This is a genomic window from Aeromonas sp. Marseille-Q5825, from assembly GCF_946892685.1.
Classification (GTDB): Bacteria; Pseudomonadota; Gammaproteobacteria; order Enterobacterales; family Aeromonadaceae; genus Aeromonas; species Aeromonas rivipollensis.
Map to the genome: position 1 here is coordinate 75086 of NZ_CAMPOU010000006.1, position 14720 is coordinate 89805.

Annotated in this window: 13 protein-coding genes; 6 read left to right on the plus strand and 7 right to left on the minus strand. The window is 65.0% G+C overall.

All coding sequences use genetic code 11. From position 1 onward, the window contains the following. Positions 1–80: 80 nt before the first annotated feature. Positions 81–620, plus strand: a complete 540-nt coding sequence (locus OC537_RS15240) for a TetR/AcrR family transcriptional regulator (protein WP_262112514.1) — start codon at positions 81–83, stop codon at positions 618–620. On the opposite strand, the gene priA is transcribed toward OC537_RS15240, so the two are convergent. Next, positions 617–2824 carry a primosomal protein N' gene (gene priA / locus OC537_RS15245; protein ID WP_262112516.1) on the minus strand — a complete coding sequence of 736 codons (2208 nt, stop codon included), beginning with the start codon at positions 2822–2824 and terminating at the stop codon, positions 617–619. The two genes, OC537_RS15240 and priA, sit on opposite strands and share 4 nt — an antisense overlap. A 147-nt stretch (positions 2825–2971) precedes the next feature. Between priA and rpmE the strand changes: the two genes are divergently transcribed. From rpmE to OC537_RS15260, 3 genes are all read left to right on the plus strand, one after another. Beyond that, positions 2972–3187: a 50S ribosomal protein L31 gene (gene rpmE, locus OC537_RS15250; RefSeq protein ID WP_025328741.1), complete on the plus strand. Its 216-nt coding sequence runs from the start codon at positions 2972–2974 to the stop codon at positions 3185–3187. A gap of 125 nt (positions 3188–3312) precedes the next feature. After that, the gene (locus OC537_RS15255) at positions 3313–4746 is read left to right on the plus strand and encodes a DUF2867 domain-containing protein (RefSeq protein ID WP_163137476.1); all 1434 of its coding nucleotides are present in this window, start codon (positions 3313–3315) and stop codon (positions 4744–4746) included. A 178-nt stretch (positions 4747–4924) separates the two neighbouring features. Further along, positions 4925–6181 carry a malic enzyme-like NAD(P)-binding protein gene (locus OC537_RS15260; protein WP_262112521.1) on the plus strand — a complete coding sequence of 419 codons (1257 nt, stop codon included), beginning with the start codon at positions 4925–4927 and terminating at the stop codon, positions 6179–6181. 66 nt (positions 6182–6247) lie between these two features. On the opposite strand, the gene OC537_RS15265 is transcribed toward OC537_RS15260, so the two are convergent. The 4 genes from OC537_RS15265 to trmA all read right to left on the minus strand — a co-directional run bounded on the left by OC537_RS15265 (position 6248) and on the right by trmA (position 9950). Then, the gene (locus OC537_RS15265; protein ID WP_025328738.1) at positions 6248–6427 is read right to left on the minus strand and encodes a hypothetical protein; all 180 of its coding nucleotides are present in this window, start codon (positions 6425–6427) and stop codon (positions 6248–6250) included. Between the two features lie 54 nt (positions 6428–6481). After that, positions 6482–7807, minus strand: coding sequence for a two-component system sensor histidine kinase RstB (rstB, locus tag OC537_RS15270; protein ID WP_262112523.1), 1326 nt, complete (start codon positions 7805–7807; stop codon positions 6482–6484). Positions 7808–7915: 108 nt separating this feature from the next. Beyond that, a complete protein-coding gene (rstA, locus tag OC537_RS15275) occupies positions 7916–8623 on the minus strand; it encodes a two-component system response regulator RstA (RefSeq protein WP_262113278.1) in 708 nt (235 codons plus the stop codon). A gap of 220 nt (positions 8624–8843) precedes the next feature. Next, entirely contained in the window at positions 8844–9950 is a 1107-nt protein-coding gene (gene trmA / locus OC537_RS15280; protein WP_262112525.1) for a tRNA (uridine(54)-C5)-methyltransferase TrmA, read from the minus strand. 169 nt (positions 9951–10119) lie between these two features. Here trmA and OC537_RS15285 point away from each other — a divergent pair, with 169 nt between their 5' ends. Together OC537_RS15285 and OC537_RS15290 are read left to right on the plus strand one after the other, a co-directional pair. Further along, a complete protein-coding gene (locus tag OC537_RS15285) occupies positions 10120–11256 on the plus strand; it encodes a DUF5610 domain-containing protein (RefSeq protein WP_262113280.1) in 1137 nt (378 codons plus the stop codon). A gap of 85 nt (positions 11257–11341) precedes the next feature. Next, positions 11342–11875, plus strand: coding sequence for an ATP--cob(I)alamin adenosyltransferase (locus OC537_RS15290; protein ID WP_262112527.1), 534 nt, complete (start codon positions 11342–11344; stop codon positions 11873–11875). Positions 11876–11971: 96 nt separating this feature from the next. On the opposite strand, the gene malZ is transcribed toward OC537_RS15290, so the two are convergent. Together malZ and OC537_RS15300 are read right to left on the minus strand one after the other, a co-directional pair. After that, a complete protein-coding gene (gene malZ, locus OC537_RS15295) occupies positions 11972–13801 on the minus strand; it encodes a maltodextrin glucosidase (RefSeq protein ID WP_262112529.1) in 1830 nt (609 codons plus the stop codon). A gap of 31 nt (positions 13802–13832) precedes the next feature. Continuing rightward, positions 13833–14681, minus strand: coding sequence for an HDOD domain-containing protein (locus OC537_RS15300; protein ID WP_042649203.1), 849 nt, complete (start codon positions 14679–14681; stop codon positions 13833–13835). Positions 14682–14720: the final 39 nt, after the last annotated feature.

A 14720-nucleotide genomic window follows, 5' to 3' on the forward strand; every position in this document is an offset into this window, starting at 1 on the left:
TCCTCAATGTGTGACGGGTTGCTTGACCTCAGTTGCGACATTAGGTAGACAGATCGGTGTACTTCAAGGGGGGAATCAGCGTGAGTGAGAAACGTCAGCAACTGATGGCGACGGCCTACCGGCTGTTCAATCGTCATGGCTTTCACGCCACCGGCATCGATCGCATCTGGGCCGAGGCGGGCAGCACCAAACGCACCCTGTATCGCCACTTCCCCACCAAGGACGCCTTGATCGAGGCCGTGTTGATGGCGCGGGATGCGGAATTTTTTGCCCTGCTCGATGCCAGGATGGACGGGGTGTCGGGACGGGAGGCCAGGTTGCGGGCGCTGCTCGACGGCTTCGCCGACTGGTTTGGCCGCAGCGATTTCTACGGCTGCAACTTCATCAATGCCAGTGCCGAGTTCTCTGATGCGCGCCATCCGGTGCGCAAGCTGGTGGTGGCCCACAAGCTGGCGCTGCTGAACTGGGTCAGGGAGGCCCTCGAGTGCACCGTGGAGCAGGCCACCGGGCTATGCCTGCTGCTGGAAGGGGCCGTGGTGATGGCGCACAGCTATCAGCAACCACTGGCCCTGGAGCAGGCCAGGGTGCTGGCACCCACCGTGCTGGGTGAGGGGCGCTAGCTCAGCTCTGTAGGGTCTATATCCAGACTCCAGCGCACCTTCTTGGTCTCCGGCCAGCCGTCCAGCTCCTTCACCGCCCAATCCAGCAGTTGCGCCAGGGGCGCCCGGTTCGGCCCCTGCACCAGCAACTGCATGCGGAACTTGCCCGCCTTGCGCTCCATAAAGCCGCTGATGGGCCCGAGCACCTGCACCTGGGGATAACGGGCGCTGCGCAGGGTATCGGCGAGCCGGGTGAGGAACAGCTGCACCTCGTCGCGACCGTTGGCCTCGGCCCTGAACAACCCCTGATAGCTGAAGGGCGGCAACCCCAGCAGGCGGCGCTCCTTGAGCGCCGTATCGGCAAAGTGGCCGTAGCCGTTCTGGGTCAGGTCCTGCAACAGGGCATGCTCCGGATGGTGGCTCTGCAACACCACCAGCCCGGGTTTGCTGGCGCGACCGGCCCGGCCCGCTACCTGGGTGTAGAGCTGGGCCAACTTCTCGGCGGCGCGAAAATCGGCGGAAAACAGGGCGCCATCCACATCCAGCAGACCCACCAGGGTTACGTCCGGGAAGTGATGCCCCTTGGCCAGCATCTGGGTGCCGATCAGGATCTTGTACTTGCCCGCCTTGATGTCGCCGAGATGGGTCTCCAGCTCGCCTTTACGGCGGGTGTTGTCCCGATCGATGCGCACTACCGGATATTGGGGGAACACAGTGGTGAGCAGCTGCTCCAGTTGCTCGGTGCCGACTCCCGAGCCGATCAACTCATTGCTGCCGCACTCCGGGCAGCTATGAGGCAGTGGGCGCACGCTGTCGCAGTGGTGGCAGTGCAGCCGGCGCCCAGCCTGATGCCAGGTGTACCAGGCGTCACAGCGTTCGCAGGCGGCGCTCCAGCCACACTGGTGGCAGATAAGCGAGGGGGCATAGCCGCGTCGGTTGAGGAACAGCATCACCTGGTTGCCCGCCACCAGGTGCTCTGCCATCAGCTGCTCCAGCTGGGGAGAGAGCCCGGCCTGCAGTCGCACGCTCTTGATGTCCAGGATCACCTGGCGGGCGGTCTGGGCGTTGCCGGCGCGCCGCGTCAGGCTGAGGTGGTGGTACTTGCCGGTGCGGGCGTTGTGCAGCGTCTCCAGCGAGGGGGTGGCCGAGCCGAGCAGTATGGGGATACCGGCGCGATGGGCCCGCATCACCGCCAGATCCCGCGCGTGGTAGCGAAAACCGTCCTGCTGCTTGAAGGAGCCGTCGTGCTCCTCGTCGATGATGATGATGCCGAGGTCCTTGAACGGGGTGAAGACCGCGGAACGAGTGCCGATCAGGATGGCGGCGCCGCCGTCGCGGCAGGCGAGCCAGGCATCGAGCCGCTCCCTGTCGTTCATGGCGGAGTTCATCGCCACCACGGGCACCTTGAAGCGGCGGCGGAAGCGGTTGATGGTCTGGGGGGTGAGGCCTATCTCCGGCACCATCACCAGCGCCTGCTTGCCCGCCTTGAGCAGGGGCTCGAGAATGCTCAGGTACACCTCTGTCTTGCCGGATCCCGTGATGCCGTCCAGCAGGAAGGCGCCGAACTTGTCGCTCTGGCTGGTGACGGCGGCCACCGCCAATGCCTGCTCGCCGTTGAGGCGCAGCCCCTCACCGGCGTCAAAATGGGTTGCCCAGTCGCCGTCGTGGCTCGGCTCCAGGCTGCGTTTCTCCAGCAGCCCCTTCTTCTCCAGGGCGGTGAGGGCGGCGCTCTGAATCTCCTCCTGCTTGAGCGCAGACGGCGTCAGGGGGCCCTTGCGCAGCAGGGCGAGGGCCTGCTGCTGCTTGGCGGCGCGCTTGAGTTCGTTGAGATCGATTGCCATCCCGGCTTCGGTGGCAAACCAGAACTCCAGCTCCCGGTAGGCGGCAGGCTCCCCCTTGCGTACCAGCACAGGCAGGGCGTGAGGCAGCACCTCGCCGAGCGGATGCTGGTAGTAGCCGGCGCTCCAGGCCATCAGCGCCAGTATGTCGGGCCCGAGCACAGGGGCCGTGTCGAGCACCCGCTTCAAGGGCTTTAACTTGGCGCGGGGTACCTGACTCTCGGTCGGGTGATCCACCACCAGACCGACCAGGGTCTGGGGGCCGAAAGGGATCTCGACCCGGCAACCGGGCTCAGGCAGGGGCAAAGGGGAGAGATAGTCGAAGTGACGGCGTAACGGTACCGGGACAGCGACACGAACCAGATCAAGCGTTTGCGATGAATCCACCAGGGGTTGCCTATTTTTTCTGCGAAGCCACTTGCCTGAACTCAGGCATTTCCTATATTATTCGCAGCCTTTGAAACTGTGTTCAACAATCGTGTGGTGTCCGACAAGAGATCGGATGGCGACACGGCCTGATAATCGAGGTTGTCCATGAAAGCTGGTATCCATCCCGAGTACGTAGCCATCACCTGCAAGTGCTCTTGCGGTAACGTCATCAATACCTTCTCTACCCTGGGTAAAGATCTGAACCTGGACGTGTGCTCCGCATGCCACCCGTTCTATACCGGCAAGCAGAAAGAAGTTTCTAGCGGCGGCCGCGTAGACAAGTTCAACAAGCGTTTCGGTGGTCTGACTGCCAAGAAGTAATCTTACTTCTGAAGAATTCTGAAAAAGGCGCCCATCGGGCGCCTTTTTTACTGGCCGGCGTTCTGTATTGTCCCGCTTTGCCCTATGGTGGTGCGAGTCCATGGGGGATGGCAAGGAGTGTTGGAATGCGAAACTGTCTGGTGATGGGTGCGGCGGGTTACATAGGTTCCTATCTGGTACCCCATCTGCAAGGGCTGGGTTACAGGGTGATCGCCGGTGCGCGCCGCCCCTGCCGCCTGCCGGAGGGGGTGGAGTTTCGTCTCGCCGACAGCCTAAAGCCCATCACCCTGCTGCCGGCCCTTGCCGGGGTGGATACCGTCTTCTATCTGGTGCACGCCATGGGGGCAGGCGCCGGTTTTCACCGGCTGGAGCAGCAGGGGGTGAAGAACTTCGCCGCCGCCGCCCGCGCCGCCGGGGTGCGCCGCATCGTCTATCTGGGGGCCATACAACCGATCCCCTGCAACAGCCGCCATCTCAACTCCCGTCGCCACTGCGGCGAGCTGTTTCGGGAGGCGGGGGTGCCCACGGTGGAGCTGCGGGCCGGCATCATCATAGGGCCCGGCTCCGCCGCCTTCGAGGTGATGCGGGATCTGGTGTTCAACCTGCCCATGATGGTGACGCCCAAGTGGGTGCGCTCCCGCACGCCCCCCATAGCCCTCTCCAACCTGCTGCACTATCTGGGCGGCTTGGTGGAGGCGCAAGGGGTGGATGGCCGCATCTTCAACGCGGCCGGCCCCGAGCTGCTCAGCTATCAGCAGCAGTTGCAGAGGTTTGCGGCCCACATTGGCAAGCGTTGCCCCATCATTCCCATCCCCTTCCTGAGCCCGCGGCTCTCCGCCTGGTGGCTGCAGTTTGCCACCTCTGTGCCCCAACCCATCGCCAAGGCGCTGGTGGGCGGCCTCAAGCACGACATTCCGGCCGACGATGGTCCACTGCGGGCCCTGCTGCCCCAGCACCTGCTCAGCTTCGACGAGGCGCTGACGGAGAGCCTGGCGCTGGAGCAGAAGCTCGGCGCCGAGCAACAGGGGGAGGAGACGCCGCTCGGCCTGCGCTGGCGACATCCCGAGTACGGCTTCTACGATCGCACCGCCAGCGGGGAGGCCGAGTGCCTCGCCTCCCCCGAGGTGGTGTGGCAGGTGCTGCAGCAGCTGGGGGGTGAGCAGCGCTACTTCTACATGAACGAGCTGTGGGTGGTACGCGAATGGATGGATCACCTGATAGGGGGCCCGGCGCTCACCCGGGGGCGCACCAATCCGGATCGCTTCGTGAAGGGGGACATGCTGGACTCCTGGCAGATCCTCGGGGTGGACGAGGGGCGCAGGCTGGATCTGCTGTTCAACATGAAGGCCCCTGGCGTCGGGCGACTGGAGTTCAACATCCAGCCCCAGGAGTCCGGCCTGACCCGGCTCAGGGTGACCGCCCACTGGCACCCCCAGGGGGCCTGGGGCCTGGCCTACTGGCTCGCCATGCTGCCCTTCCACCTCTTCATCTTCCAGGGGATGACGGAGGCCATCGCCCGCCAGGCGGAGGCGAGGGCCGGTATTCCCGTGATGGACTGAAATCGAATCTATAACTAAATAGGTATTTGAGAGCGGCATGAGATGCTGCTGAGTCAGCTGTCAGTGCGACTTGGCGATATTTTCTGCTGTGAAAGGGGGCGGGTTTTCTTTATGATCCCCAGCCCTCGCCACCGGCGAGCCAATGCACCACTCATTCACTTCCGTATCGGGGTCCCCCATGTCCGATCAGCAGCACGATCTTCGTCAACAAGCGCTCGATTACCACGCCCAGCCCATTCCCGGCAAGATAGCCATAGCCCTCACCAAGCCCGCCGAGACCGCGCGGGATCTGGCCTTGGCCTACAGCCCTGGCGTCGCCGAGCCGGTGCGCGAAATCGCCGCCAACCCGGCCGATGCCTACCGCTACACCGGCAAGGGCAACCTGGTGGCCGTCATCTCCAACGGCACCGCCATCCTGGGGCTGGGCAATCTGGGGCCGCTGGCCTCCAAGCCGGTGATGGAGGGCAAGGCCCTGCTGTTCAAGCGATTCGCCGGCATCGACGCCATCGACATCGAGGTGAAGCACGAGACCAGCCAGCAGTTCATCGACACTGTCGCCGCCATCGCCGACACCTTCGGCGGCATCAACCTGGAAGACATCAAGGCTCCCGAGTGCTTCGAGATAGAGCAGGCGCTGATCGAGCGCTGCGACATTCCGGTGTTCCACGATGATCAGCACGGCACCGCCATCGTCACCGCCGCCGGCCTGCTCAACGCGCTGGAAGTGCAGGGCAAGCGCATCGAGCAGAGCCGCATCGTCTGCATGGGCGCCGGTGCCGCCGCCACCGCCTGTATGGACCTGCTGATCAAGTGCGGCGCTGCGCCACAGAACATCTTTATGCTGGACCGTCAGGGGGTGATCCACAGCGGTCGCACCGATCTCAACCAGTACAAGCAGCGCTTCGCCAACGACACGCCGCTGCGCACCCTGATGGATGTCATCGACGGGGCGGACGTGTTTGTCGGCGTCTCCGGCCCGGACGTGCTGTCTGCGGAGGCGGTGGCGCTGATGGCCCCCAATCCGGTGATCTTCGCCTGCTCCAACCCGGATCCCGAGATCAAGCCCGCCCTGGCCCACTCGGTGCGCAGCGATCTCATCATGGGCACGGGTCGTTCCGACTATCCGAACCAGATCAACAACGTCATCTGCTTCCCCTTCATCTTCCGCGGCGCCCTGGACGCGCGCGCCAGTCGCATCAACGATGCCATGAAGGTGGCGGCGGTGGAGGCGATCCGTGGCCTGGTGAAAGAACCCGTACCGGCCGAGGTGCTGACCGCCGCCGGGGTGAGTGCGCTTTCCTTCGGCAAGGAGTACGTCATTCCCAAGCCGATGGATGCCCGTCTGCTGCCCCGTGTGGCCCGCGCCGTGGCGCTGGCAGCGGTAGCCTCCGGGGTGGCGCGCATCGCGCTGCCGGCAGATTACATGCAGGATTGAGCCGACTGAGCACGACAAAAGGGGCCCCATGATGGGGCCCCTTTTCATTGGGAGCTTGTGCGCCTGTTACTTGGTCTTGGGGGCCACTTTCACGGCCGGTGCGGCATGGGTCGCCTTGTGATGCTTTTTCACCACCTTGGTCTGGGTGGCCTGGGGTGCGGCAGCCTTGGTCGGGGTGGCTGCCATGGTGAAGCCGGAGGTCAGGGCGAAGACAGCGGCCAGGCTCAGGGGGATCAGCTTTTTCATATTCCAGTTCCTCGTTCGGTTTGATGACATGGAGCGGCTCTCCATGACGTCATCCTAGGGCTGCCGGGCCTGAGGTTCAGTGAGTGGCTGGTGACGGTTTGTATCCAAATGTACGGGCAGCCTGAGGCAGAAGCGGGCTCCCGTCTCGGTGGGCAGCAACTGCACCTCGCCGCCGTGGTGGCGCGCTATGCTGCGCACTATGGCGAGGCCTAAGCCCGTGCCGCCAGTGCGTCTGTCCCGGCTCTGATCCAGCCGCACGAAGGGCTCGAAGATCTGGGGCGCCAGCGCCGGATCTATGCCGAGGCCGTCGTCGGCCACCTCCAGCAGATAGTGATCCTGCTGCCGGCTCATGGTGAGGCTCACCCGGCTGGCGGCATGGCGCAGGGCGTTGCCGATGAGGTTCTCCAGCGCCCTGTCCAGCAGGCGGATGTCGCCGCGCCAGGGCAGGGGATGGGCGGGAAGCTGGAGTGCCAGGTGTCTGTCCGGGCGCAGCGCCTGCCAGTCCGGGAGCCGCTCCCCGGCCCAGCAGCCCAGCTCGAGATCGCTGCACTGCAGCGGCAGCTCGGGGCGATCCAGCCTGGCATAGGTGAGCATCTCCTCGATGAGGGCGTCCAGCGCGCCGAGATCCCGCTCCAGCCCCTGCTGCTCCTCGGCCGAGGGAGGCTCGGCCAGCATGGCGAGTCGGTAGCGCAGCCGCACCAGGGGGGTGCGCAGCTCGTGGGCGATGGCGTCGGTCAGCTGCTTGCGGCTGGCCAGCATGGCCTGCAACTGCTCGGCCATCTGATCGAAGGTGCGTCCCACCCGGCCCAGGCTGCTGCCGGGAGGCAGGCCGGTGCGGCAGGAGAGATCCCCGTCACCGACCCGGCGGGCCGTCTGTTCGAGCCGTTGCAGGCCGTGCCAGTGGGGGCGCAGCCAGAGCAGGATCGGCAGGCCGAGGGAGAGGCCGATGAGCAGCAGCAGGCCCACGTCCACCCAGTGCAGCTCGTGCAGGTAGGAGAGATAGGGGACGGGGCCGACGATCAGCACCTGGTCGGTGCCCGGGATGCGCTGCAGGAAGGTGTCATCCTCCTCGACGATGACGATGTTGCCCGCCTCGAGGAAGGCCTGATCCTCCCTGGCCAGCGGCTGGTTGGCGAGGGCGCCGAGTTGCAGCGGCAGGTTGAGCTGCTGGCTCTGCTCCCCCATGCGGGCGGGCCAGCGTGCGGGGGGCAGCCGGGCCAGCTCGCCGGTGAGCAGCCCCAGGGAGCCCTGCATCATGTGCTCGAGATAGCGGTCCCCCGCCCGCTCGGCACTGACCTGATAGACCAGGCCGATGAGCAGGATGGCGAGGCCGAAGCAGCCGATCAGCAGCAGGTAGAACTGGATAAACAGGCGGCGCATGGGGGCTCTCCTCTTGCCTGGATTGCGTCTGGGCGCCCCCCTCATCCCCAACCCTTCTCCCGCAAGGGGAGAAGGGAGCAGAGAGCATCAAGGTCATTCGGTAACAGCTTATTCCCAGGCCTGGGGTACCAGTAGATAGCCCTTCTGGCGCACCGTCTTGATTCGGGTCGGGTTGTTGCTGTCATCCCCGAGCCGGCGGCGCAGGCGGGAGATGGCCACGTCCATGCTGCGGTCCTGGCCGTCGTAGTCGCGGCCCCGCAGGCTGCGAAACAGCGCCTCCCGCCCCAGGATCTGGCCCGCATGGCAGGCCAGCTCCCACAAGAGATCGAAATCGGCGGTGGAGAGGGGCACGCTGTTGCCATCGAGGCGCACGTCCCGCCCCGGGCCGTCGATCCGCAGGCGACCAAATTGCAGGCGCTGGGGGGGCGCGCTGAGGGCGGCCGGTTGCGGCGCCAGCCCCTGCTGGCGGAACTGGACCCGCAGTCGGGCCAGCAGCACGGGGGGCGGTGTGGTCTTGAGGATGTAGTCGTTGGCCCCGAGCTCCAGGCTGAGGATCTGGTTCATGTCGCTGTCGAGCGAAGTGAGCATGACGATGGGGCCGGCAAAGCGTGGCCGTAGATCCCGGCACAGGGAGAGGCCGTCCTGCCCCGGCAGCATGATGTCGAGTAGCACCAGATCGGGCTGTTCGGCCGCCACCCTGGCCAGCGCGAGATCGCCCCGGGTCTCCAGCAGCACCTCTATGTCGTGGCGGCCGAGCCAGCTGCTGATGAGCTGGCCTATGTCGGGATCATCTTCAACAAACAGAACGCGTGGCATGGCGGCGTGGCCCCCGGCTATGGCGCGAATGCGCGTGTCGCCAGCATAACGGCTGCGCCAGCGCTCTGCACCGGGATAACTAATCAAAACAGGGCCCGCGGGCCCTTTGCACCCTTCTCCCCTGGCGGGAGAAGGGTGGGGATGAGGGGAGAGTTTGGTCCGCCTTGTGGCGTAGATACCCCCGGTTTCCATGTGGCGGGCCGGGGGGAGGCGGTTCGAATCAGCCCGCCTTGCGGCGCAGATAGACACCGGCTTCCATATGGTGGGTCCAGGGGAACTGGTCGAACAGGGCGAAGCGGGCGATCTCGTGGGTCTCGCCCAGTACTGCCATGTTGGCCTGCAGGGTCTCGGGGTTGCAGGAGATGTAGAGGATGTTGTCGTACTCCTGCACCAGCCGGACTGTGGCGTCGTCGAGACCGGCCCGGGGCGGGTCGACGAAGATGGTGTTGCACTGGTAAGCGCCGAGATCGACCCCCTTGAGGCGGTTGAACTCCCGCTCGCCGCGCATCGCCATGGTGAACTCCTCCGCCGACATGCGCAGTATGATCAGGTTGTCCACTCCGTTGGCGGCGATGTTGAACTGGGCGGAGTCCACGCTCGGCTTGGCGATCTCGGTGGCCAGCACCTTGCGGAAGTTCTGCGCCAGGGCGATGGAGAAGTTGCCGTTGCCGCAGTAGAGCTCCAGCAGGTCCCCCTCGCTGCCGCGGGTCACATCCAGCGCCCAGCCCAGCATCTGCTCGTTGATGGCGGCATTGGGCTGGGTGAAGCTGTTCTCCACCTGCTTGTAGACCAGCTCGCGGCCTTGCACGTTGAGCCGCTCGATGACGAACTCCTCCCCCAGGCAGATCTTCTGCTTGTGGGCGCGGCCAATCAGTTGCAGATCGAAGCCCTGGGCCCGCAGGTCGGCCTGCAGGGCCTCTGCGGCCTGCTGCCACTCCGCCTCCAGCTTGCGGTGGTAGAGCAGGCTGACGCACAGCTGGCCGGACTGGGTGGAGAGGTAGTCTATCTGGAACAGCTTGCGGCGCAGCACCGGGTGCGGGCGAAGCCCTGCCAGCAGCACCGGCATCAGCCGGTTGATGAGCAGGCTGGCGGTGGGGAAGCTGTCGACCCGGATGATCTCCTTGGTGGCCTGGGCATACATGCAGTGGAAGAGGTCATCCCCCTCGTGCCAGATGCGGAACTCGGCACGCATCCGGTAGTGCTCGGCGGGGGAGGCATGGACCTCAAGCGCGGGCGGGTTGAAGTCGGCGAACAGCTGGGTGAGGCGATCGCGCTTCTCGTCGAGCTGGGCCTGGTAGTCGGCGGGGGTCCGCTGGGATTGGGTCATAGATACCTCAGATGCACACCGGCAGGGCCGGGCAGAAACCGGGAGAAGGCCGCAGCCAACCAAAGGGTGGGGATTTTAAAAGGCCGTCGCGGATTGTCCAAGTTTTTTGTGGTCAAGAAGTGGCCAGTCGGGCCGATAGCCGATCCACCAGTATGGCGGGAGAGTGATGATGCAGATCGATGGCATGGGCGCAGCCCAACCCAAGGGAGTGGGCATTGCTCCCAAATCGCCTCAACAGGCAGAGTCGAAAACGGCGGACAAGGGGGATGAGGTCTCCCTGAACAAGCCCCCGAAGTGGGCCCAGGTGCTGATCCAGCAGGCGCTGCAATTCGCGTTGGAGATCAACGGCCAGCACTATCAGGCCCCCAGGAGTCAGGAGTTCAAGCTGGATCCTCCAGAGGCTATCACCCCGGAGACCCTGTTCGATTACGAGGCCGTGGCGGACAACGTGCTGCAGTTCGTCACCGGACGGCTGGGGGCGGCCCGTGCCGACGGCAAGTCGGATGAGGATCTGGCCAAGATGATGGAGCAGGCCCGCAAGGGCGTGGATATGGGCTTCGGCGACGCCAGAAAGCAGCTCGGGGACTGGGCGGACAACGAGGACATCAAGACCGGCATGGATCAGAGCTACAAGTTGATCCAGGAGGGGCTGGAGTCCTTCGAGCAAGAGTTCCTTGGCGAGGTCTCGACCACGGATCTCGGGGCGGCCAAGATGGCCAGCCGGCAGCAGGCCTTCCTCGAGATAGAGACCCGGGACGGGGACAAGGTGATGCTGCGCTTCAGCGACAGCTGGCAGTTCAAGTCCCGAAGCGACGGGAGCGGCAACCAGTTCAGCCTCAAGTCGAGCCAGAGTTTCGACTTCTCCCTGGAGGGGGATCTCGACAGTGGCGAGATGGACGCCATCGGCAAGCTGGTCAAGGGGCTGGACGAGCTGGCTGGCCAGTTCTTCGGGGGCGGGGAGGGCAAGACCCTGGCTGACAGGCTGGATGGGCTGCAACTGGACGACAGCCAGCTGGCCTCCTACTCCCTCAAGCTCAAGCAGTCGGCCCGCTTGAGCCAGACCTATCAGGGGGCCCATTCGCTGCAGGAGGGGCTCAAGCCGCTGGCGGACTACCTGCCGAAGCTGAGTCAGCTGCAGCAGCAGGCCGATGCCCTGTTGCCGCCTGCCCAGCAGCAGGCGTTGACCCCTGCGGTGCTGGCGGCGCGAGGCCAGGGCGAGGCGGCCGAGAGCGCCGGTTTCATGGGCTTCAACCAGCGGATGCTGGAGGCCATGAGGCTGCTCGGCCAGCAGATGGCGACGAGCTGATCCCGGTTCGTCGCCCCTCTGATGCGGCGTTTGCCAGCCCGGGCCGGGGCTGGCAAACTGCCCTTTTCTCCAGCCAGACGATGCCATGAACCCCAAGAAGCCAAGAGACAAGCGCGAGCTCTGCTACCCCTTCATCTTCGAGACCCAGTTCCAGTGCGACTACGAGATCGCCACCGACGAGCTCTGCTGCCAAGTGGGGGCCGTGCTGTCCCACCTGGTGCCGGATGCCGACACCCAGCCCATGCTGGCGGATCTGGCTACCTTGCAGCGACTCATCTACAACCTCAACGGCTCGGTGCGCGGCAGGCTCGGCATCTTCGAGGAGGATCTGGACTGGCTGAAGGGGCGTTACGATCACTACAACGAGGCGAGCCGCGGCCGGGTCACCGGTTTCGTGCTGCCCCAGGGACCCCAGCCCATCCCCACCCTGCACCTGTGCCGCTGCGGCAGCAAGAAGGTGGTGCGCCTGCTGGTGCGCCTCGAAGAGAGCGGCGTGCGCTTCGATCCCATCCTCTATCGTTTCGCCAATCTGCTGGCCAACTTCTTCTTCGTACTCACCGTCTACCTCAAGCAGGCCTGGGACGTGCCCGAAGTGCCCTACGTCAGCATCAACTACTGAGGTTGCCTGGGGTTGCCACAAGGCTGGCCGAAGCGACATAAAGAAAAACCGGAGCCTTGGGCTCCGGTTTTGCTTTTCAGCGCGCCAACAGCGCATTTAGCTGGAGAGCAGCACCCTGGCCGAGTTGGCCGGTATGGTGAGTTGCACCTCCCCTTGCACCACCTCGAACTTGTCGCCGTTGAAGGCGTCGGTGAAGCGGCTGGCGGGGCTGGCGGTCTGCCACAGGGGCAGGCTGATGGTGCGCGGCTCGGTGGGGTGGCGGTTGCAGGCCACCACCACCTGATCGCTTTGCAGGGTGCGGGCGAACACATAGCTGTGAGGGCCGGCGTAGAGGGTCTGGATGTCGCCCCGGCGCAGGGCCGGACGCTGGCGGCGCAGCTGGATCAGGCGGCGATAGTGATCGTGCAGCACATGATCCCAGTCCGTGGTGTCCCAGGGGAAGCAGCGACGGCAGTCCGGATCGTTGCCGCCGGAGAGCCCCACCTCGTCGCCGTAGTAGATGGAGGGCACGCCGATATAGGTGATGAGCAGGGTGGCGGCGAGCCGCATGCGCTGCTTGTCCTCCCCCAGCAGGTGGAGGAAGCGGGCGGTGTCGTGACTGTCCAACAGGTTGAACTGGGCCAGCTGGTTCTTGAACGGGATATGGGCCCGGGCCAGCTTGAGCCATCTGTCCAGCTCCTCGGCGCTGATCTTGATGGGGTGATAGGCGATATCCTGCCCCGCCAGGAAGGCGCGGATGGGGTGGGCGAAGCCGTAGTAGTTCATGGCGCCGTCCTCCTGATCCCCCTGCAGCCACTGGCTCGCCTCGAAGAAGTGTTCGCCGAGCACGTAGGCGTCCGGGTTCTCCTGCTTGACGGCGCCGCGAATGGCACGCACATGGCCGCTGTTGCCCATGGCCGAGCCCCGCTCCCCCAGCATGTGGATGACGTCGAAGCGCCAGCCGTCGATCTGGTAGGGGGCGCGCATCCAGTAGCGCAGAATGGCGTTATCTGCCCGATACACGGCGTCCTGCACCTGCTCGCTGGCAAAGTCCAGCTTGGGCAGGCTGCGGATGCCCTTCCAGCTGACATAATCCCCTTCCTGGTCGAAGGTGTAGAAGCTGCGCCAGGGGGAGTCAGGGTTGCTCTGGGCCCCCAGCGGCGGGCAGAACCAGGGGTGGTCGGTGGAGGTGTGGTTGACCACGGCGTCCAGGATGATCTTCATGCCGCGCTGATGCAGGTTGCGGGTCAGCTCGGCAAACTGGGCATTGGTGCCGAGGTGCGGATCGACGCTGTAGTAGTCCTGGGTGTCGTACTTGTGGTTGCTCGGCGAATCGAAGATGGGGTTGAGGTAGAGCGCCGTCACCCCGAGGGATTGCAGATAGTGCAACTTGGCGTCTATGCCCGCCAGATCCCCGCCGTAGAACTCGCAGGCGCCGTGGCCCTCCTCGTGGCGGCTGACCGGCTCCCCCCAGGCCTTGCTGATGACCGCCTTGCCGCGGTACTCGTACTCGTGATGTTTGACGCTCAGCGACGGATCGCCGTTGCAGAAGCGGTCGGGGAAGATCTGGTAGAAGACCTGATCCTGTACCCAGGTCGGCGGCTGGTGATGGCTGTTGAAGCGGAAATGCTGCTCCCGCGGCGGCATGGTGGCGCTGACGCCCGCCCCGTGCAGCCACCACTGCTCCTGGTCGGTGAGGCACTTGAAGCAGTAGAGGTGGATCTCCTGCCCCTTGGCCAGCGGCAGCTCGACCTGCCAGACCTGCAGCCTGTCCCGGGTCGAAACGGGGCGCATGGCTACCAGATATTCCTCGTTGTCCGGCTCATGGCGCAGCCACACCTCGCGGATGGTGGCGTCCAGCTCGCTGAACAGGGTGAGCAACAGGGTATCGGCACTCTCTTTGAACCAGGGTGCCACCTGGGGATGAAACAGGAAGGGATGGGTCATGGTATCTACTGCATCAGAGGGTGGCCAGAGGCTACTGGGTCAGGAGGTCGGCGAGGGCATTGCCCTGCTCGTGGAGTTGCTCCAGCTGATCCGCCAGGGTGGCGGGATCCAGCCCGAGCTGGTCGGCCAGCGGCTTGGGGAAGCGCGCTATGATGGCCTGGGCCGGTACCCCGGCGTGCCAGGCGAAGGAGACGAAGACGGAGAGCCGGATCAGCACCGCCTCCTTGCTCACCGGATCGTGGGAGAGGGGATCCAGCTGCTGGGCGATGGCATCGACGAAGGAGGCCGACAGGTTCCAGCGCTTCGCCAGCTCGGCGCCGAGCTGGGCATAGTCGTACCCCAGCATCTCCCGCTGGGCCTCGACCCGGCTGCTCCCCTTCTCGATGGCCAGGTTGATGAGCCCGGCCTCCTCCGGCAGGGTGCTCTGGATCAGCAGCTCGCCGATGTTGTGAATGAGGGCGCAGGTGAAGGCGCTCTCCGGATCCACCGCCTTGGTCTGCTGGGCCAGGGTGCGGGCTATGGTGGCGACCTGGAAGGTCTGGGTCCAGAAGCGGTGCTTGTCAAAGCCCGGGGGGGCCTTGAAGCTGCTGATGATGCCGGAGGCGACCACCACGGAGCGCAAGCGGTTGAAGCCGAGGCGGATCACCGCCTGCTCGATGGAGGTCACCTCGTTGCCCCGGCGCAGGGCGGCGGAGTTGGCCATCCGCAGCACCTTGACGCTGATCACCTGGTCCATGGCGATCTTGGCCGCGATCTCGTCGATGCGGGCATTCTCATCGTTGAAACTCTGCATCAGCTCGTGCAGCAGCTGCGGGATTGTGGGCAGTTGTTTGATCTTGCCAAACAGGCGATCCATCGACATGGCTGAGGCAGCCTCCATTGCGAACAGTGCCTCATATTGTGCCACAGCTGGGCCAGT